This is a genomic window from Rhizobium sp. BT-226, assembly GCF_025847085.2.
GTDB classification, from domain to species: domain Bacteria; phylum Pseudomonadota; class Alphaproteobacteria; order Rhizobiales; family Rhizobiaceae; genus Rhizobium; species Rhizobium sophorae.
On the sequence record NZ_JAOYTI010000001.1, the window covers coordinates 1,147,233 to 1,166,768 of the forward strand.

15 protein-coding genes are annotated in these 19,536 nt (G+C 60.1%); 8 read left to right on the top strand and 7 right to left on the bottom strand.

Annotation, left to right across the window (positions count from 1 at the left end):
• The first annotated feature begins 62 nt into the window (after window positions 1-62).
• Window positions 63-2,231, top strand: coding sequence for a KAP family NTPase (locus OIU37_RS05900; protein ID WP_264256427.1), 2,169 nt, complete (start codon window positions 63-65; stop codon window positions 2,229-2,231).
• Between the two features lie 37 nt (window positions 2,232-2,268).
• A complete protein-coding gene (locus OIU37_RS05905) occupies window positions 2,269-3,612 on the top strand; it encodes a hypothetical protein (RefSeq protein ID WP_264256429.1) in 1,344 nt (447 codons plus the stop codon).
• A 147-nt stretch (window positions 3,613-3,759) separates the two neighbouring features.
• Here OIU37_RS05905 and OIU37_RS05910 read toward each other — a convergent pair whose 3' ends face one another.
• From OIU37_RS05910 to OIU37_RS05930, 5 genes are all read right to left on the bottom strand, one after another.
• Window positions 3,760-5,892, bottom strand: a complete 2,133-nt coding sequence (locus tag OIU37_RS05910) for a beta-galactosidase (protein ID WP_264256430.1) — start codon at window positions 5,890-5,892, stop codon at window positions 3,760-3,762.
• A 17-nt stretch (window positions 5,893-5,909) separates the two neighbouring features.
• Window positions 5,910-7,055 (bottom strand): ABC transporter ATP-binding protein, encoded by a 1,146-nt coding sequence (locus tag OIU37_RS05915; RefSeq protein WP_182209398.1) that lies wholly within the window; start codon window positions 7,053-7,055, stop codon window positions 5,910-5,912.
• A gap of 46 nt (window positions 7,056-7,101) precedes the next feature.
• The gene (locus OIU37_RS05920; RefSeq protein ID WP_171602988.1) at window positions 7,102-7,953 is read right to left on the bottom strand and encodes a carbohydrate ABC transporter permease; all 852 of its coding nucleotides are present in this window, start codon (window positions 7,951-7,953) and stop codon (window positions 7,102-7,104) included.
• A complete protein-coding gene (locus tag OIU37_RS05925; RefSeq protein WP_171602989.1) occupies window positions 7,953-8,837 on the bottom strand; it encodes a carbohydrate ABC transporter permease in 885 nt (294 codons plus the stop codon). Before OIU37_RS05925 ends, OIU37_RS05920 begins: the two co-directional genes overlap by 1 nt.
• 360 nt (window positions 8,838-9,197) lie before the next feature.
• Window positions 9,198-10,472 (bottom strand): ABC transporter substrate-binding protein, encoded by a 1,275-nt coding sequence (locus OIU37_RS05930; protein WP_171602990.1) that lies wholly within the window; start codon window positions 10,470-10,472, stop codon window positions 9,198-9,200.
• Window positions 10,473-10,672: 200 nt separating this feature from the next.
• Here OIU37_RS05930 and OIU37_RS05935 point away from each other — a divergent pair, with 200 nt between their 5' ends.
• The 3 genes from OIU37_RS05935 (at window position 10,673) to OIU37_RS05945 (ending at window position 13,412) form a co-directional block, all read left to right on the top strand.
• Window positions 10,673-11,890, top strand: coding sequence for an ROK family protein (locus OIU37_RS05935; protein WP_171602991.1), 1,218 nt, complete (start codon window positions 10,673-10,675; stop codon window positions 11,888-11,890).
• A 348-nt stretch (window positions 11,891-12,238) separates the two neighbouring features.
• Window positions 12,239-12,625: a cupin domain-containing protein gene (locus OIU37_RS05940; RefSeq protein WP_171602992.1), complete on the top strand. Its 387-nt coding sequence runs from the start codon at window positions 12,239-12,241 to the stop codon at window positions 12,623-12,625.
• Between the two features lie 259 nt (window positions 12,626-12,884).
• Window positions 12,885-13,412 (top strand): cupin domain-containing protein, encoded by a 528-nt coding sequence (locus OIU37_RS05945; protein ID WP_171602993.1) that lies wholly within the window; start codon window positions 12,885-12,887, stop codon window positions 13,410-13,412.
• Between the two features lie 77 nt (window positions 13,413-13,489).
• On the opposite strand, the gene OIU37_RS05950 is transcribed toward OIU37_RS05945, so the two are convergent.
• Complete coding sequence (locus tag OIU37_RS05950; protein ID WP_171602994.1) at window positions 13,490-14,227, bottom strand: phosphotransferase family protein; 738 nt, start codon at window positions 14,225-14,227, stop codon at window positions 13,490-13,492.
• Between the two features lie 341 nt (window positions 14,228-14,568).
• Here OIU37_RS05950 and OIU37_RS05955 point away from each other — a divergent pair, with 341 nt between their 5' ends.
• Window positions 14,569-14,904, top strand: coding sequence for an antibiotic biosynthesis monooxygenase (locus tag OIU37_RS05955; protein WP_171602995.1), 336 nt, complete (start codon window positions 14,569-14,571; stop codon window positions 14,902-14,904).
• Between the two features lie 148 nt (window positions 14,905-15,052).
• Here OIU37_RS05955 and OIU37_RS05960 read toward each other — a convergent pair whose 3' ends face one another.
• Entirely contained in the window at window positions 15,053-15,916 is an 864-nt protein-coding gene (locus OIU37_RS05960; RefSeq protein ID WP_171603077.1) for a DMT family transporter, read from the bottom strand.
• Window positions 15,917-16,018: 102 nt separating this feature from the next.
• Here OIU37_RS05960 and OIU37_RS05965 point away from each other — a divergent pair, with 102 nt between their 5' ends.
• Complete coding sequence (locus OIU37_RS05965) at window positions 16,019-17,431, top strand: PLP-dependent aminotransferase family protein (protein WP_171602996.1); 1,413 nt, start codon at window positions 16,019-16,021, stop codon at window positions 17,429-17,431.
• 199 nt (window positions 17,432-17,630) lie between these two features.
• A complete protein-coding gene (locus OIU37_RS05970; RefSeq protein ID WP_264256433.1) occupies window positions 17,631-19,454 on the top strand; it encodes a methyl-accepting chemotaxis protein in 1,824 nt (607 codons plus the stop codon).
• Window positions 19,455-19,536 lie beyond the last annotated feature (82 nt).

Here is a 19,536-nt window from a genome sequence, read left to right on the forward strand (position 1 = left end):
AACTCGAAGCAACTTCTATTTTCATTTTGCACCTACCCAACTTTATTTTTGGAAAACTCGAAATGACCACGAAGCCCGCAACCCGGAATATTATTTACGATGAGCCTGCGGGGCAGGATATGTTTCGGGGGAAGGGCCACGACCGGACGGCTGAGGCCCTCGTCAGTGCGATCAAGCGTTTCGGCGGCAAGGACCGCGCTATCGGACTGGACGGGCCATGGGGTAGTGGCAAATCGACGGTTGTCGAGATCGCACGGAAAAAACTCGAGCTCGAAGGTAAGAAAACGGGTGTCACTTTCAGCTTCTTTGCCTTCGACATCTGGCAATCTCAAGGCTCTTCATTCCGGCGGTCTTTTCTCGAACACTTCCTGGACTGGGCCAAGGTAACCTTTCCAAAGGAAGAGAAACCGCTCGAGGAGATCGAGCGGAAGGTCAAAGGAAAGATCCGACAGGTTCAGTCGAACAATCAGTCGATCCTGGACTGGTGGGGTGTCATCGTGGTGGTGCTGGTTCCGCTCCTCCCACTATTTTACATCTGGGCAAAGCAGGTCTTCGATGAAGTGAAACCTCGCTCCGCGTTTATCTGGACGAAGCCAGCTCAGCTGCTAGGTGCGCTGGTGGTCATTCCATTCCTCCTGGCACTCTGGCGCGCGGTCCGTTCTTCGGGAACTTGGGACTGGAGTCATTGGCGATCCGGACTATCAAAATACCGGGAGCAGCTTTCGCGGGTCCTTCTCATCAGCTCCAAACAGTACGAGGATCAGAAGGTTACGCAGTATATTCGTGAGACCGATCCCAACGATTTCGAGTTCCAGAGCATTCTTCGAGAGATCCTAAGCCAGATCCAGTCCGAGAAGTCGCGTGTCGTGCTTGTGCTGGACAACATCGATCGACTTCCCCGGAAGGAGATAAATGAGTATTGGGCCCAGGTCCGCGCTGTATTCTCGAGCGGGCCGCTGGCAAGAAAGTCAGGCAGCTCGAATCCTGTTACTGCTATCGTACCTTACGACCGTCGTATGATCGAAGAGGGATACAAAGAACCCACATCTGACAAGAAGGGTTCTGCGCAAACGGATATGAATATCGAGCGGGCGTCCATTTCATCGCTCGCGTCCCGAGAGATATTCTCCAAGACGTTCGATGAAATACTTACAGTTTCCCCGCCCGTCATGTCGAACTCCCGCGAGTTCTTCATGGATAAAATCAGCCAGGCGCTTCCGGACTTCACATCGCCCGATGACCTGTTTCGCGTTTACCTGATCTTCGACCGAATTCTCAAAAGCGAAGCAGGCTACGCCACCCCGAGACAGATCATCTCCTTTATCAACGAGCTTACGGGCATTTATGTTCTTCATGATAGAAGGTTCAAGCTGCCGACCGTGGCGGTGTATATCGCCTATCAGGATGATCTCGAGAAGAACCCTCAGCTTGTCACGAAGTCTAATTCGATCGACACGAGGGTTAGGGCGATAGCGGCCGATATAGAGCTCGACCTAAATCTCGCTGCGATGATCTTTAATGTGGAGCCGCAGCTGGCATTGCAGCTATTGCTGGATGACAAGATCCGGGAAGCTGCAGCCGCGAAATCAAACGCGGAACTTCTTGCGATCTCCAAGGCCCCGGGCTTCGATATCCGGGTAAACGACGTCTTGCAGGACAATATCGAAGGTTGGCGTAGTAGCAAGGAATTCGGTTTTGTGCTCAGCAATTTCGCGGATCTCGTGGCTACCCATGACGGGGATTCGACGAAGCACACATCGAAGACCCTCGTCGACGCTTTCCGTGATAGTCCGCCAATTTCACTGATCGAGCAGGAATACAAGCCGCTACTCAGGATCTATGAACTTGCCGAGAAAGACCAGCTTCCGGCACTTACCGCAAACCTGTTAGCGGCAGTGAGCAAACCCTCCGCAGACCCCACGCCGTTCACTGTCGAGCACGGTCAGAATTGGGCAGCGTATCTGGGGCATTTGAAGGCCGCTCTCAGTTCTCGCAGCGCGTCCGACGTTTTTGACGGAGCCATCGGTAATAGCTCTATGTCAAGAGATCCGCGGTTTATGTTCGGAGTGGCAGCAAGTGCCGGCGCTCAGGGGGTCGATTTCGGGCTAAAATACCAGCGGCCAGATGTATCCAAGGAACCTGAAGTCCTTCAGTCACTAACAACAGAATATCCAGAGGCATCCAGAAAGGCGCTCGAAGTTTTTTATCAGGACCGGCCTGGTCACGAATGAACAGTGGGTGGGGGTTATTAGGGCGATTGGAGCCCACTTGGTCGAAGACGAGATCGACGGGGACCACTTTCGCTCACGATTGGCGTTGCTGGCTGAACTCAACGCCTTCTTGCCAAAGGCCGCACGAGGCGTCGGGGCGATGGCGGAGCTTTTCGGCGAAGTGCAGTTCTACATCAACCTGCGGAGCGTGGCGCAGAAGAATGACGATCTTCTTGTCGCGTCGACAATGTTCCTAGCCCTGCAATGGTTTGTTTCTGACGGCCTGCCTACACCGACCAAAGCCACACCGAACGGGACGCGTACAGCTGTCAGTTCGGCTGAATACGATTGGTTCGAGCAGTTCTTTGAGGGATCGCTGGCGCTGTCTCCAGAGCAGAATTCAACGATTGCGTCGCTCGCGAAAGGGGCAGCTATTGTAACTGGGCTTATTACCGTCTCCAAAACCACTCCAGGCAACACGCTCTTGCCCCCGATTATAGTAGCAGCTCTAACCGAGGGTGAACTCCCAAGGTTTAATTTCTCCATCTTGTCGGAAAGCTACATCTATCTCCGCGATTTGCTCGGTAAAGATTTCCTGCTGTTTTTGAAGCGGTTTCACACGAAAATATCCGATTCGAACTTGGCCGAGATCAAGCTCGACGCCTGCCCTGTTGAGCTTATTAAAGACTCGTTCGGACTTGAGGAAGATCGCTGGGACAAATTCCACGTTCGAGTAGCCAAACTACTGTATGAGATCCCGGCAAGCGAGTGGCCCCAACACTTCTCGATGGGTGACGCGACATACCAAATCCTGTCCGCGAAGATCAATACATCTGGTATGGAGTTCACGGATACAAACTTCAGGTCGATGCTTGGTGAGTTCTTGTTGTCCATTCTTGGCGGCCGAATTTCACCGTCTGATTCCACTGTCAACTATGATCTTTTGCTGGACGCGATAGACAAGAGGTTCCAACCGGACTTTTTCCGAACGTTGCGCGAAAATTTAAAGGATGTCAGCGTTGACACACTCGGGATTGCTACTCGCAGCTTCCCCAAGATCCTTGCGCAAATGCTGAGCACTGGAGATCGTTTCACTAGTGCGGAGAAAGACAACCTTGTTCGGCATCTCCTCTGCTCAGCCGTCGAGGGCAACAATCTCGTTGCGCTAGAAGCCTTTCAGGATCTCGGGAGGAAGAAGCTCGGGGATTTCATCCGCAATGCTGCTGATAGCACGAAGGAAAAGCTACAAGGTGCTTGGGCGGTGTTCTCCCAGAAGGTTAACGATCGTGATTGGAGTCGCCAAATTGGCGAACTCATTCACGGTAAGACGAAGGCGAAAAGTCTTTTCGATATTATCTGGGGTATCAAATCGGGCGAGGAGGAAGAGCACGAGGAGGCCTAATCGACGTGGATTGCAAATCCTTTCACCGCCGTCCAGAGCAGTTTGTCTCGTCAGCTTTGCGACGCAGCGAAATCACGGCTCTCGCGGTCGCGGAAAGCTCGCCTCCCCGCTCCCTCCTCTATCGACCGTTCGCCTGCCGTCATCCCCTCAACCCTCCAACTCCAAAATCGCACACCCATACCCCTCAAGCTCCAGCCTCCCCGCCACCATCTTCTCCCCATCCAGCAGATCCCGCCCCGCCGGCACCCCGCCCACCGTCACCGCCTGATCCATATAATTCTGCACAAACAGCAGCCGCCGCTCGTCGTTCATCCGCATCGTCACCTCTACGCCCTCCGGCAGCCCGCCGACCAGGGGTTCGATGCCAGCAGGTGCAAACAGGCGTTCGGTCAGCGCCTCGGTCAGTTCAGGCGTGAGATAGGTGCCGAGATAGACCACCTGCCCCTTGCCCACCTTACGGGAGGTCGCCATCGGCTGGCCTTCGGCGTAGCGGTTGGACCAGGCGGCGATCACTTCGACGTCGGGGTCGATGGTGAGGTTTTCGTAGAAATGGCCGGCTGTCATTTCGCGGTTGCCGATCTTGAAGCGGCGCTGGCGGCGGTTGCTCTCGGCCGGTTTGTTCGGCGGAATGACAAGGCCGCCGGAGCGCTCCATCACGTCGAAGAGGCCGTTGGCCCCAGGGGCGGTGAGGCGGCCGAAATCTTCGACGCGCACGCCCGTCAGCTTCGAAAGCGCAGTGCCCGGCGCGGTCTCTCGGATGACGTGGTTGTCCTCGTTGCGGGTGCCGGTGCGTGCGCCTATGACGACGGTGCCGCCTGCTTCAGCGAAGGCTTCGAGCCTCGCCGTCCATTCGTCCTTCCACATCACCCAATGGGGGACATAAAAGAGCTTCAGCTTGGAAAGATCGTCCTCGGGATGGATGAAGCCGCAGGCGATGCCGCGGTCATAGCAATATTGATGCAGCAGAATCGCATCGTCCTGCGGGCTCGGCAGGCCGATCGGATAGGTCTTGTGCGCTTCCTGATTGTCGAAATCGGAGCCGGCGATGCCGACATCCATGCGCACATAGGTGCCGAGGATCTTGGGCGCCAGCGCGGTCATCTCCGTTGCGAAGCGCTTCGCCTCGTCATAGCGATGGCGGGCGACGTCGTCATGGTCGATAATGCCCATCCAATAGATCTCGGCGCCGAAATGCGCGGGGCGCCAGCGGAAGAACATCAACCCGTCAGCGCCATGCGCGACCGAGGAAAGCGCCATGCGGCGCAGTTCGCCCGGCTCCGGCGTCAGCGTGCAGAAACCCGGCTGGCTGCCGAAGCCCGATTGCTGCTCGGGAACGATGTAGTTGCCGGAAAAACCGCGGCAGATATCGAGATGCAATGCCTGGACCTTGGCGTGGTTTCCAAGCCGCTGGAACTCGTCATAGAGCAGCGGATAGATATCGTAGCCGACGAAATCGAGATCCTTGCTGAACTGGCCGCGGAAATCGATATCCCTCAAGCCCCCGAGATTGTGGAAGACGAACCAGGAAGGCTTCACATCGCGCAGGATCTCGACCTGGTCGTGCTGAAAACGCGCCGTCGAGAAGGCGAGGAAGCGGTGGTAATCCTGCAGATGGCCGGGGCTTGGGAAGGTCGGGCCGAATTCGATCGGCAGCACCACCTGATCGAAACTGTCATAGGCCGTCGCCCAGAAATCGCCGCCCCAGGCCGCGTTGAGTTTGCCGATCTCGCCGTATTTGCCGGCGAGGAAGGCCTGGAATTCGGTGAGCGTCGCCTGGGAAAAGCTCTCCGGCATGCTGGTGTTCAGCTCATTGTCGGTCTGCCAACCGACGACAAAAGGATTGTCGCGATAGTGCTCGGCCATCGCTTTGGTGATACGCCGGCTGTGCTCGCGAAAGACAGGGCTTGCCGTGTCGCAATGCTGGCGCGAGCCGTGGCTCATCGGCCTGCCCTTGCCGTCGACCCGTAAAATTTCAGGATGGGCCACGGTCAGCCAGCGCGGTGGCGTGGCGGTCGGCGTGCACATGATGGTGTCGATGCCGTAGCGGCCGAGCATTGATATGGCGCGGTCGAAGAGATCGAAATTGTAGGTGCCGAGCTTCGGCTCGAGAATGTGCCAGGCGAATTCGGCCATTCTGACCACGTTGAAGCCGGCCTTCGCCATGCGCTCGGCGTCGCGCTCCCAGTAACTTTCGTCGACATGCTCGGGATAGTGCGGCGCGCCGACGAGGAAGCGGTCGGTCTTGACGGGGTTCCATACGGAGAGGGTCTTGTCGGACACGGTGATGTTTCCTGTGATTATCTGTCGAGGATGGTTTTGCGGGCGCTGATCGTGCGTCCGCCATCGGATGAAAAGAGATAGAGTTCCCGGGCGTCGAGCTTCAGCGCCACTTTCTGCTCGGCGGCAAAGGGCGCCACGTAACTCAGCTGCACCGTGATATTGCCGGTGCCGCTCTCCGAGGCGATGGTCCTGAGGTTTCCGGCGTCGACATAGAGAATGGTTTCGCGCCCGAGATGCTCGACCAGTCGGACCGCACCGCTGATCGCCCCGCCTTGGGCCGCGTCGGCGACCACCGATATGTTTTCCGGCCTCACACCGAGCGTCAGGCTGGCGCCCTTCGCCAGCACCGTCGCCTCCGCCAGTTCCACCGTCACCGGCACGAGGCCCGGCGCCGAAACCGTGACATTGCGGCCGGACACGTCGTCGACGGTAACGCCGAGGAAGTTCATCCGCGGGGCGCCGAGAAAGCCTGCGACGAAGAGATTGTCTGGGTTGCGGTAGAGTTCGAGCGGCGAGCCGACCTGCTCGATCACCCCTTGGTTCAAGACGACGATCCGGCTTGCCATGGTCATGGCCTCCACCTGGTCGTGGGTAACATAGACCATGGTGGCGCCGAGCTCGGCGTGCAGGCTGCTGAGCTCGACACGCATCTGGGTTCTGAGTGCTGCATCGAGGTTCGACAGCGGCTCGTCGAATAGGAAAACGTCGGGCGAACGGGTGATCGCCCGGCCGATCGCCACGCGCTGTCGCTGGCCGCCGGAAAGCTGCTTCGGCCGTTTCTCCAGCTGGTCGGTGATCCTCAGGATCCTGGCTGCGCGCGCCACCGCCGCCTCGATCTCGGCCTTCGGCCGCTTGGCCATGCGCAAGCCGAAGCCCATGTTCTCCGCCACCGTCATATGCGGATAGAGCGCGTAGGACTGGAAGACCATGGCGATGCCGCGGTCCCCAGGCTCCTGTTTGCTGACGTCGCGGCCGTTGATCAGGATTTGGCCGGAGGAGATCTCCTCCAGGCCGGCGATCGTCTTCAAAAGAGTGGACTTGCCGCAGCCGGAGGGGCCGACCATGACGATGAACTCGCCTTGCGCTACGGAAAGATCGATGCCGCGCAGCGCATGATAGGCGCCGTAATTCTTGTTGATCTGTCGGAGTTCGAGACTGGTCATGCGTCCTGGCTCTCTGCTGTTGAAACTTGGAACTTTAGGAGATCGCTCATCCCTTCACCGCCCCCATCGTCAGGCCGGCGATGAAGTGCCGCTGCATCAGGAAGAACATGACGACGGGCGGCACGGCGACGACGATCGTGCCGGCGGAAATCAGGTTCCAGGCCGAGACCCACTCGCCGCGAAGATTGGCAAGGCCGGCGGTCACAGGCTTGACGCTGTCGCTGACGGTCAGCACCACGGCCCAGAAGTAATCGTTCCAGATGAAGGTGAAGATCAGGATGGCGAGTGCGGCAAGCGCCGGCCGCACCAGCGGGATCGCCACATGCCATAGCGTCTGGAAGGGAGACGCCCCTTCCGCCCGGGCCGCCTGGAACAGTTCATCGGGCAATGCCGCGATAAAATTGCGCATGAACAGCGTCGCAAAGCCGGTCTGGAAGGCGACATGGAAGATGATCAGCGCTGCGGTCGTATCGATCAGATCGAGCCGGACCATCAGGTCGCGCACCGGGATCATCATGATCTGGTGCGGCAGGAAATTGCCGCCGACGAACAGCGCGAAGATCAGCATGTTGCCGGGAAAGCGGTAGCGCGATAGCACATAGCCGGCGAGCGTGGAGAGCACCAGCACTCCGATCACCGAGGGAATGGTGATCGTCAGGCTGTTGAGGAAGTAGCGGGCCATCGGCGTCTGAGTGAAAACATCAGTATAATTGTCGATGACGCCGATGCCGGTCGGCCATCCCCACAGATTGCCGCCCATCACATCCTCGGTCGAGCGGAACGAGGTGAGGATGATCGCAAACAGCGGGCAGAGCCAGAGCAGAAGGATGATGACGACAGCGAGCACGTAGAGGCGGCGCTGCCAGATGGCGGCATCGGAAATGGGACGAGGATACATCAGCCTCCCCTTTCTTCGGTATGGATGATGCGGCTGAGGTACCAGACGATGAAGGCGGCCATGATCACGAACAGCACCGAGGCGATCGCCGCGCCGTAACCGAAGCGGTAGGAGAAGATCGACTGTTCGAACATCTGGTAGGCGAGAACCGAGGACGAACCGAACGGGCCGCCGTTCGTCATCACCGACACCATGTCGAAGGACCTGAGCGCCCCGACAACGGTGACGGCAATGGCGATGAAGGTGACCTGGGTCAGCTGCGGCAGCACGATGTGCCACAACATGTTCAAGCCCCTCGCCCCATCGACGCGCCCTGCCCCGATCAGCTCTTCGCTCAAATTGTTGAGGCCGGCGAGATAGAGCACCATGCAGAAGGTGATCTGCGGCCAGAGCGCGGCAATCACGATGGCGAAAGTGACGAAATGCTCGTCGGAGAGAACCGCCGGCGCCGTCGCCCCGAACGCCCTGAAGATCAGTGCGAGCAAGCCGAACTCCGGCGTATAGACCCATGTGAAGACGACACCGACCGTCACCGAGGCGAGCACCAGCGGAATGAAGAACAGCGACTTCAGGAAGCGCATGCCGCGGATTTTCTGGTTGACCAGCAGCGCGATGGCGAGCCCGAGAGGGGGTGCCGCCATGAACATCACCAGCCAGATCAGGTTGTTCTTCAGCGACACGTAGAATTGCGGATCGTTGTAAAGCTCGACGTAATTGCCAAAGCCGATCCACACCATCGGGCCAAAGCCATCCCAGTCGTGCAGGCTGATCCAGAGGCTCCTGACGGCCGACAGCAGGATGACCGTGAAGAACAGCACGATCGCGGGCGCGATGAGCAAAGTCGGGGTCAGCCACCAACGCTGGCGGCGCCATAATGTCTGCATTTCAGGAGCCTCATTTTATTCGTATGGGCTTTGCCGCCCCTCAAGCCGCTGTCAAAGCCCGCCAACCCCTCCTTTCGTCATGCTCGGGCTTGTCCCGAGCATCTACCTCCCCGTCGATAGGGCAGCAGATCCTCGGCACAAGGCCGAGTATGACGTCGAGTGAAGGGCGGGCATCGCTAGGAGCGGAGTGACGCCCTCGGTCTGATGACAAAGGCCGCCAACCTCTCTTCCGTCATGCTCGGGCTTGTCCCGAGCATCTGCCTCCGTTCGATGGGGCAGTAGATCCTCGGCACAAGGCCGAGGATGACGTCGAGTGAGGGGCGCGGCTTACCAACAGACAGAGCGGCCGAGAGCCGCCCCTTAAATCTTATAAATCCGCTTGCGCGTCCCCTCGAGGCGGGTCAGGATGGCCTTGCGCCGGTCGGGTTTGGCCATGAACTCCTGGAAGCCAACGAGCCCCGCCTGCGCCATGTCGGGGTCGCTGTCGCGGTCGTAATATTGCGACGTGCCCTGCACCGTCTTCATCGTCTCGACGGCGATATTGACGAGCGGATCCTTGCTCGGCGGCAGATCGCTGCGCGGCGGCACGTTGCCGGCCGGCTCCAGATAGGCCGCCAGATTCTCCGGCTTGTAGAAATAGGCGAGGAATTCGCGCGCGCCCTGCTTGTTCTTGGCCTTGGCGGGAATGTGGATCGAGTTGACCGAGAACTCCTCGTAGTGGCCGACCTTGGCGTCGAGCACCGGGAAGGTCGCATAGGAGAGCTGCGGCAGATCTTCGGCGGTGAAAGCCGAGCGCAGGAAAGCGCCGAGGTTCATCATGCCGGCCTTCTTCTGCGCCAGGAGCGCCGCGGCCTCCTGCCAGCCGAAAGAGGTGTGGTTTTCCGTGAAGAACCCCTTCGAAATCATCGCCTCCCACTGGTCGAAAACCGCCGTCAGCGCGGGATCGAGATAGCTCATCTCGCCGTTCATCAGCGCCATATGCTTGTCGAGGCCGTTGACGCGAAGGTTCATCTGGTCGAACCAGCCGGCCGCCGGCCACAATTCCTTGGTGCCGATCGCGACCGGCGTGATGCCCGCGGCCTTGCACTTGTCGCCATAGGCCATGAACTCTTCGGCCGTCTTCGGCACGGTCAGGCCATGCTGCTCGAACACATCCTTGCGATAGAACATGCCCCAGAGCGTGCCGCCTGTGGGAAGGCCGTACTGCTTGCCGTTTTCGGTGACGGCCCCTGCCGTCGCGCCGAGCACGTCCTTGTATTTTTCCTTATCGAAAAGGTCGGAGATATCGTCGAACAGACCGCGCTTGACGAAGGCCCGCATGCGGTTGCCCGAAAACCAGGAGCAGACGTCGGGCGCGCCGGCGACGAGATAGTTGCGAATGGCCGTCTTGTGGGCCTCGTGGTCCATATTGTTGATGACGACGTTGACGCCGGCTTCCTTGCTGAAGCCCGCGGCAATCGCCTTCAGCGCGTCGAGCGCAGCGCCATTGTTTTCGGCCGAGATCATCGTGACCTCTTGGGCCTGTGCGATCGCCGGGATCGGAAAACTGCCGGTGACCGCCGTGGCAGACATCATGCCCGCACCCTTCAGGAAGCTCCTGCGGGTGGTTGACGGAAATTGCTTCGAAAATGCCATTGAATTCCTCCCAGTTGATCGATCGACACCGCCTGGCCCAAGCGGCCTCCTCCTTGAAGCGCTCGATCAGGCATTCAACGCGCCGATCCATCCGTCATCCCAAGGCGTATAATCCGCTTGGCTCAGTTGATCGGCGGCCAAACTTATGCATAGATCGAACCAGCCCGCAATAATTAATTTACAAAATTAAGGAATGCATCGTGAAGCTGAAAGGCGACCAGACCACGGCGAGAGCCATGAACCGACGCCTCATCCTCAACCTCCTCCGCCGCGAGGGGCCGAGGAGCCGCGCCGATATCGCCACCGTCATTGGCTTGAGCCCGGCCGCAGTCACCTTCGTCGTCGCCGATCTTCTGGAAGAAGGCATCGTCATCGAAGGGAAGACCGTACCCGGCCTCACCGGCCGCCGTCCGATCCCGGTGGATATCAACTACGAGCACGCGCTCGCTGTCGGCTTTAAGCTGATGATCGATTCGGTGGAGTGCGTGGCAACCGACCTTGCCACCAACCCCGTCGCCGCCATGCGGGTAAGCCTCGACGGCCACGACCCCGATAAGGTCGCCGACCTGCTGGCCGGTACCGTGCCCGAACTGGTGAAACTCGCCGGCCGGCCGAACGCGAAGCTCGCCGGCATCGGCATCTCCATGCCGGGCGTCATCAATCATGAACAGACGGCCTGCGTGCGCAGCCACCGCTTCAGCTGGGATAACGTCCCCCTCGCCTCGCTAGTCGCCAGCCGCGTCCATGTCCCGGTCTGGCTGGAGGACGACACCAATGCCTATGCCATCGCCCAGCAGCTCTTCGGGCTCGGCCGCCAGCATCGCAACATGGCCGTTCTCGCCGTCGGCGTCGGCATCAGCTGCGCGCTCGTCATCGACGGCAAGCTCTATCGCGGCGCCAATGGTGCCGCCGGCAAGTTCGGCCACACGCTGTTCGAGGAAGGTGGCCGCCTCTGCGAATGCGGCAAGCGCGGCTGCTTGATGGCCTATCACTCCGAAATCTCGATGCTCCGACGCTGGCGGGAAGCGACCGGCCGCGAGGAACTGGGACTGCCGGAATTGTCGGCTGCGCTCGCATCAGGCGATGCCGCCGCCCTCGCCCTCGTCGCCGATTCCGGCCGCGGCATCGGCACCGCTCTTGCCAATCTCGTCAACATTACCGATCCCGAAGTCATCGTCGCCGGCGGCGAAGCCGTCTCCCTCGGCGACCCTTTCCTCACGCCGCTACGCGAAGCGCTTTCCGCCCGGACCTTCCGAACCGCCCCGCCGCTCTTGCCCGACTGGGAGGACAATTCCTGGGCTCGGGGGGCGGCCGCCCTCGTCACCCAAAAAATCTTCGACTTCGAATCCTCCGGCGGCATTACGGACATTGCCAGCTTGGCGAGTGTCATGACCGCAGGTTCGTCGTCGGCGGCGTAATTCAGGCAACGGCGTCACCCACGTTCCTGTGCTCGTCACAGGAATCCGGCCACGGCGCGCCCGCGCCGTGATTGACTCTGCTGCAAGAACAAGTCTCCCGCGCCCAGGGACCTGGGCGCACTGGATCTCTGTGACGAGCACAGAGATGAGGGAGATTGGGTTGGCGGTCTCGCCAACCCCGCACCGCCTCCAAACAGGACCATGTCAGAGCAGACCAACGCCGCCGCGCCGCAGATACACTGGCTTACAAAAATGCGGGTTTGCCGACACATCCCTGGTTCAATCATCGACTTAAATCCCGATGCGGCCAATGAGCCGACAAATGGTCAATTCAGGAAGGATGACGACATGAAAATGATCCAGGCTATGGCGCTTGCCCTTGTTCTCGGCGGCGCGGCAGCGGCACATGCGGAACAGCCGATCCAGCGCACCGATCTCATCAAGAACGATATCGACGTGCCCGGCCACGAGGTCGTTCAGGTCCGCGTCGATATCGCCCCGGGCGTTCTCGCGCCGAACCACTCGCATCCCGGCGAGGAAGTCGCGTTCGTCCTCGAGGGCACGCTGGAATACCAGCTCGAAGGCAGTGAGCCGGTGACCCTGAAGGCCGGCCAATCCCTGTTCATTCCCTCCGGCGTCGTTCACTCGGCAAAGAACGTCGGTAGCGGCAAGGCGTCGGAATTGGCAACCTACATCGTTCGCAAAGGGGCGCCGCTCGTCGTGCCCGCCAAGTGAGCCGTTTGTAGAAATTTTCGTCCGGATCGGGAGCTGCCGTGGCAGGGATCCTCGGATCAAGCTTCCGCCCTCGCATGGCAACTCCCTTCGACCCGTTTACCGAGACGGGGTTAGCGCGAAGGGCGCCCCGGGCCGAATGCCGACGGACGGCCACGCCGCTTGCGTTGGAGCCACCGTTTTGCCCTTGCGGTCGCCTTCCATTCACGGCAGCATGTCCGTGTCCTCAATCATCTGAACCTCTCACATCAGGAGGATTACCATGGCAACGTCGGAGCGCCCCTCCTTTGTCGTCCACTGGAGCGAGATCGAACGGCCTGACGACTCGCACTATGACGAAGACGACGAGTTGATGAGCATCGGTGCGCCCTTCGGACGCTATTTTGGCCTGGCAAAATTGGGCATTCATCATGAGCGCTTGCCGCCCGGCCGGCGTACATCCTTTCCGCATGCCGAGAGCGCCGAGGAAGAATTCGTCTATGTCATCGAAGGCGAGCCCGACGTCTGGCTCGATGGCCATCTGCATCGGCTGAAGCCCGGCGACGCCGTCGGATTTCCTGCCGGCACCGGGATCGCCCATAGTTTCCTCAACAACACGCAAGCCGAAGTGCATCTCCTCGTCGTCGGCGAGCGCCACAAGGCCGAAAACCGGATCTTCTATCCACTCCACCCTCACCGTCGACCACTGCATAATGATTGGTGGGATGACCATCCAACCCATGCCCTCGGTCCGCACGATGGAATGCCGGACCTGGTGAGGGAAGCAAAGGGCCGAGGAAACAGCGAATAGATCAGCCAGGCCGATAGTCGGCCGCAATGGCGGCTTCGCGCAAAGCGGAGACCAACGCTTGGCTGGAGCTTCGACAGTTATGGGCTCAGGCCAGCCAACCGCAATAGCTCGTCATTTTCGTTTGCAACGCCTTCCGTCAGCCGGGCGGCGGCAATCGCGGGAAGCCAGGCCAGAATGCTGCTGACCTCCGATCCGGTGACAGAGGCGTAAGCTTCGACATAGCCCATCGCCCTGTCCGGCACCGCATGGTGCAACAGGAGGTATGTTCGGCAGACATCGGCCAGAGGATTGCCACAGCAGGCGTCGAGCCAGTCGACGATCATAAACCCCTGCCCCGACCCGTGAATATTCCAGGGGTGAAAATCGCCATGACACACCCTGTCGCCATCCGGAAGGGAATCGAGTTCCAACAGGAGCCGCTTTCTGGACGCAGGATCCAGCCCCTCGGCTCGCCGGATCCTGGCGGAAAGCCTGGCCATGAGAGACGGCAACCCGTCGCCGGGTTTTTCGTGAATGCTTCGATGCAGTTGCGCCATGTCTTCAAGCGGCGCTCTTCCTGCCGTCGAGACGAATTGGTCGGCAAAACAGAAGCTGGGCGCGCGATCCATCAACACGCCCCAGCGCCCATCGAATTCGCCGACCGCGTGGACCTTTGGCGCCGGCAGCGCGAGCCTCTCAAGGATCGACAGGTTCGCGGCTTCCCTGAATGACGACGCCTTGGAGGCGGCTTGCCTGTACAGCTTCAGCGCCAAGGCCCCATATTCGAAGACCTCTGCCTCTTTACCCGAACCAAGGAGCCGACCCGTTTCGGTCATTGCGGTGCCTCCGTCTGAATTCAGGACAGCTCGCGGAATTGTCGCGATCACTGTCATTGCAGTTTGCCATGTCGGCGTGTGCCGATCGCGCAGGCTGACACGATCATCCCGCCAAGCCAAAACAAAACCCGTCAGTTGGACGTGTCATTCCCTTGTCGCGCATCAGCCCGCCGCATATCTTGGGCGGCGGCCGCGCTCCGATATCAGGGCAGCCATGGCGGATTACCTCACGATGAACGGCAATCCGCCGCGTCCAAGATTACTCGCTTTCGCAGTATGCCGAGAGCATTGCGGTGCTGAGCCGCGCATGATGACGTTCATAGCAACGGATCGGAGCTCAAATGTCCACCGCCACTTTGCCTGAACCGCCATACTATATGGTCAGTTTTTCATCTCAACGAACAAAGGTCGACAACGGCTATGGCGAGATGGGTTATGCGATGACGGAACTTGCAAAACAGCAGCCCGGCTATCTCGGCTTCGAAAGTGCTCGCGGGGCAGATGGTTTCGGCATACTGATTTCGTATTGGAAGGATGAGGATAGCATTCGAGCCTGGAAATCCGTCGTCGATCACGTTGAGGCGCAAAATCGCGGTCGGTCAGATTGGTATACTCGGTATGAAATCCGTATTGCGCTCGTCGAGCGAGCCTATGGATTCAATATTGAAGAGACATGAGTTGGTTTGTTGGAGGGGAGTTCTACGACAGCCCAAAACCAGATTCGATCTCGTCATGCTCAGATGCTGAGTGACTTCACGGCCGAATTGGCGAAGCGGTAGCGGTCTCGCCCTCCTAAACTTATCCTCTGCAAAGCGACTGACAGGCCTACCGCGCAAACCTGCGGGCACCGGCCACGCAGAGGATGACGGCGACGGTGACGGCGAGCATGGCCCAGGTCACGGGCTCGTGCAGCAGGGTTGCGGCGAGCGCCAAGCCGAAGAACGGCTGCAGCAGCTGCAGTTGGCCGACGGCGGCGATGCCGCCCTGCGACAGGCCGCGATACCAGAAGATGAAGCCGATCAGCATGGAAAACAGCGAGACATAGGCCAGGCCAAGCAGCGCCGGCGTTTCGATGCCGGAGAAGGTCGCCGGCCGATGCAAAAGCGCGACTGCGACCGTCACCGGCAGCGACAGCACGAGCGCCCAGGAAATCACCTGCCATCCGCCGAGCGTGCGCGAAAGCCTGCCGCCTTCGGCATAGCCGAGGCCGCAGACGACGACAGCCGCCAGCATCAGCAGATCGCCGACCGGCGACGCCGTCAGGCCCTGCACCAATGCGAATCCCGCCACCAGCGCACTGCCGAGGACGGAGAACAGCCAGAATGCCGGCTTTGGCCGTTCTCCACCGCGGATCACACCGAAGGTCGCGGTCGCGAGCGGCAGCAGGCCGATGAAGACGATCGAATGAGCGGAGGTGACGTGCTGCAGCGCCAGTGCCGTCAATAGGGGAAAGCCGACCACGACGCCGAGCGCCACGACCGCCAGGGAGAGAATGTCGCGCCGGCTCGGCCGCTTCTCTCTAAAAGCGATCAGCAGGCCGAGCGCAAGAAAGCCGGCGATCGCCGCGCGCGCCACGGTGAGGAAGACCGGATCGAACTGCATCACCGCCACGCGCGTCGCCGGCAGCGATCCGCTGAAGATCACCACCCCGATAAAACCATTGATCCATCCCGATGCCATGCGGTCCATCTCGCGCTCCATGATGCGCTGCACTCCTTCATTCTCTAGCTCTTATCGGCCAACACGGATGGTTAGGACAGTCACAGTCTGCTACAATTTCGCGAAACTGTAATGGTGCAGGAAGCAATACGGATGAACGAAGGACGCACACGCGCGGAGATGGTCGCCGCGACGATCAGGCAGCGCATCGCCGGGCGCAGCCTGACGCCGGGCGCAAAGCTACCATCTGTGCGGGGGCTGGCCGCGACGTTGAAGCTGTCGACATCGACCGTCGTCGACGCCTATGAGCGGTTGGTTGCCGAAGGCGCGATCTTGGCAAGACCGGGCTCGGGATTCTACGTCGCCAATCAGGCAGCCCCCTTTGCGCTTGCCGAGGCCGGGCCGAAGCTCGACCGCGCCGTCGACCCGTTCTGGATATCGCGGCAATCGCTGGAGGCGGGAGAAGCGGACCTGAAGCCGGGATGCGGCTGGCTCCCGCCTTCCTGGCTGCCGGGGGACGGCATGCGCCGCGGGCTCAGAACGCTTGCCCGCGCCGACGGGGCAGCACTTGCCGATTACGGCTCGCCGCTCGGCTTGTCGCAACTGCGTCAGCTGATTTCGCGGCGCATGGGGGAACGGGGGATCGAAGCCTCCCCGGACCAAATCATGCTGGCCGATTCCGGCACGCAGGCAATCGATCTGCTCTGCCGTTTCCTGCTGGAACCCGGCGACACGGTGCTGGTCGACGATCCCTGCTATTTCAATTTCCATGCGCTGTTGCGCGCCCATCGGGCAAAGATCGTCGGCGTGCCCTACACACCATCCGGTCCCGATATAGAGCTGTTTGCACAAGTCGTCGCCGATGAGCGGCCGCGGCTCTACATCACCAACTCCGCCATCCACAATCCGACCGGCGCAACCTTGTCTCCCGTTACGGCTCACCGGGTTTTAAAACTCGCCGACCAGTTCGACCTGACCATCATCGAGGACGATATCTTTTCCGATTTCGAGTACACGCCGGCGCCCCGCCTTGCCGCCTTCGATGGGCTCGAGCGGGTCATCCACATCGGCAGCTTCTCGAAAACCCTGTCGGCCTCGGCCCGCTGCGGTTTCGTCGTGGCGAAGCCCGAATGGATCGACGGCCTGACAGACCTCAAGATCGCCACCTCCTTCGGCGGCGGCCGGCTGACGGCGGAACTAGTGCTGAACGTCTTGAGCGACGGCAGCTATCGCAAACATATGGAGACGCTGAGACACCGGCTCTCCCGGGCAATGAGCGAGGTCTCGGCCCGGCTGAAGAATCTCGGCATAGAGCCCTGGCTGGAGCCGCAGGCCGGAATGTTCCTCTGGTGCCGGCTGCCCGATGGCATCGATGCGGCTGATGTGGCGCGGGCCGCCTTAGAAAAGAGGATCGTTCTGGCTCCCGGAAACGCATTCAGCCTGTCGCAATCGGCAACGAATTTCATGCGCTTCAACATATCTCAGACGCTCGATCCTCGTGTCTTCGAGGTGCTCGGCGATATCTTGACGCAAGAGAGGAATTAGACGCAAAGGGCCCTCTTCGGCGACAACCGTCCTCGTACCAGCGCCATCCGCTAAGGCGCAGCGGACGCACCGCCTGACCCGCCGCGCCTCATACATACATTCATTTTTCTTTAAATACAGAATGTTAGAATTCGCACACCCTAAACGATCGACAAGTCTAAAAACTTGGGCCTGATCATTGTTTCCAGGAAGGTGTTGCATGCGCAAGCCGCAGGTTCGAACCTCGCTGATAATCATCAATGTAGCGTTTGCATTGATCTTCCTGATTTTCGCGCTGTTTTCTCTCAGGAGCGTGCAGCAGGTTAACCAGGATACGACGGCAATCGCCAAGAACTGGCTGCCGAGTGTTTCGGTAGCCCGCAATATCGGCTTCGAGCTGGAACGCATGAAGTTCGACTACGCCAACCATATCATGTCGATCAGCGACCAGGCCATCGCCGCCGCAGAAACACAGATTTCCTCTCAGCGCACCGAGCTTGTCGACGCGATTGCAGCCTACCGGCCGCTTATATCCTCGCCGCGCGAAGCCCAACTGCTGCAGCAGATCGAAGAGCAGGCCGCCGGCTACCAGAAATCGTCCGAGCCTATGCTGGAAAAATCCCGCAAGAACGACAACGATGCCGCCAAGGTGATCTTCTATTCCGACATGGAGCCATTCGTCGACCGCGCGGAAGAGCTGGCCGATGAATTGCTGACGATCAACGTCAATGGCTCCGAGGCGTCCTACGAAAGCAGCCAATCGACCTACTCGAACATTCTCTGGACGACCTGGGCATTGACGGCATTGGTGTTTGCGGTCGTCGCGGGCGCGATCTCCTATGTAGCAATCCAGATCTCGCGTCCGATCAAGAAGATCACGCAATCGATGACCGGCCTGGCCGCCGGCGACACCAGCACGCAGATCCCCTATTCCAGCCGCACGGACGAAATCGGCGCGATGGCGGGCGCGGTGGAGGTCTTTCGGCAGACGGCGCTTGCCAAGATCAGAGCCGATGAAAATATCGAAACGAACCGGGCGCTGACGGAATCCGAGCGGCAGCGCCGCGAGCAAACCGAGCGCGCGCGGGCTGCGGCCATGGCACAAGCCACCAATGGATTGGCAGAGAGCCTGAAACAACTTGCCGGCGGCGATCTCACCGTTCAGATCAGCGAGCCTTTCGATGCGGATTTCGAGGGCCTGCGCCGGGATTTCAACGGCGCCGTGGCAAAGCTCTGCCAGACCCTCGCCAAAGTGGCGGGATCAGCCGTCAGTATCGACGGCGGCTCGAATGAAATCGCCAATAGCGCAAACGACCTGGCGAAACGAACCGAACAACAAGCAGCGGCACTGGAACAGACAGCCGCTGCTCTCGATGAAATCACAGCCAATGTCGCATCCGCCTCCAAGCGCGCCGAGGAAGCGCGCGAGGTGGCCGCGCAGGCGAACGCCGGTGCGACGACATCAGGTGAGATCGTCAGCCAGGCGGTCCGGGCTATGAGCCGGATCGAGCAATCCTCCAGCCAGATTTCCAACATCATCGGCGTGATCGACGAGATCGCGTTCCAGACCAATCTCTTGGCCCTCAATGCCGGTGTCGAGGCCGCGCGCGCCGGCGAGGCAGGCAAGGGATTTGCCGTGGTGGCCCAGGAGGTCCGCGAACTGGCACAGCGCTCCGCGCAGGCGGCCAAGGAAATCAAAACGCTGATCCAGGCATCGGCGGGAGAAGTCGCGGCCGGCGTCGGACTGGTCTCGAAAACCGGCGAAGCGTTGAAAACCATCGGCGAGCTGATCGTTGCCATGAACCACCATGTCGAGGCAATCGCCGTCTCCGCCCGGGAACAATCCGTCGGGCTGGCGGAAATCAATACGGCAGTCAACAGTCTCGACCAGACCACGCAGCAAAACGCCGCCATGGTCGAGGAGGCAAGCGCCGCTTCCGCATCGCTTGCCGACGAAGGCGCCACGCTTCGCCAGTTGATCAGGCAGTTCAATCTGAACGAGACCGCGCAGCAAAGCGCCTACGCCCTTCGCAGAACGGCTTGAGCCGGAGGAACGATCGGCCGGCCACACGGAGCACGGGGTCTACCGGCTTCTCGAATAGGAATGCGGCCGCAGCGCCATTGCG

What these genes read in the sequence shown, in the direction of transcription:
- OIU37_RS05900 (WP_264256427.1), top strand. Translation starts at nt 63, where the DNA reads ATGACCACGAAGCCCGCAACCCGGAATATTATTTACGATGAGCCTGCG.
- OIU37_RS05915 (WP_182209398.1), bottom strand. Translation starts at nt 7,055, where the DNA reads ATGACCAGTCTCGAACTCCGACAGATCAACAAGAATTACGGCGCCTAT.
- OIU37_RS05920 (WP_171602988.1), bottom strand. Translation starts at nt 7,953, where the DNA reads ATGTATCCTCGTCCCATTTCCGATGCCGCCATCTGGCAGCGCCGCCTC.
- OIU37_RS05925 (WP_171602989.1), bottom strand. Translation starts at nt 8,837, where the DNA reads ATGCAGACATTATGGCGCCGCCAGCGTTGGTGGCTGACCCCGACTTTG.
- OIU37_RS05930 (WP_171602990.1), bottom strand. Translation starts at nt 10,472, where the DNA reads ATGGCATTTTCGAAGCAATTTCCGTCAACCACCCGCAGGAGCTTCCTG.
- OIU37_RS05940 (WP_171602992.1), top strand. Translation starts at nt 12,239, where the DNA reads ATGAAAATGATCCAGGCTATGGCGCTTGCCCTTGTTCTCGGCGGCGCG.
- OIU37_RS05945 (WP_171602993.1), top strand. Translation starts at nt 12,885, where the DNA reads ATGGCAACGTCGGAGCGCCCCTCCTTTGTCGTCCACTGGAGCGAGATC.
- OIU37_RS05950 (WP_171602994.1), bottom strand. Translation starts at nt 14,227, where the DNA reads ATGACCGAAACGGGTCGGCTCCTTGGTTCGGGTAAAGAGGCAGAGGTC.
- OIU37_RS05955 (WP_171602995.1), top strand. Translation starts at nt 14,569, where the DNA reads ATGTCCACCGCCACTTTGCCTGAACCGCCATACTATATGGTCAGTTTT.
- OIU37_RS05960 (WP_171603077.1), bottom strand. Translation starts at nt 15,916, where the DNA reads ATGGACCGCATGGCATCGGGATGGATCAATGGTTTTATCGGGGTGGTG.
- OIU37_RS05965 (WP_171602996.1), top strand. Translation starts at nt 16,019, where the DNA reads ATGGTGCAGGAAGCAATACGGATGAACGAAGGACGCACACGCGCGGAG.
- OIU37_RS05970 (WP_264256433.1), top strand. Translation starts at nt 17,631, where the DNA reads ATGCGCAAGCCGCAGGTTCGAACCTCGCTGATAATCATCAATGTAGCG.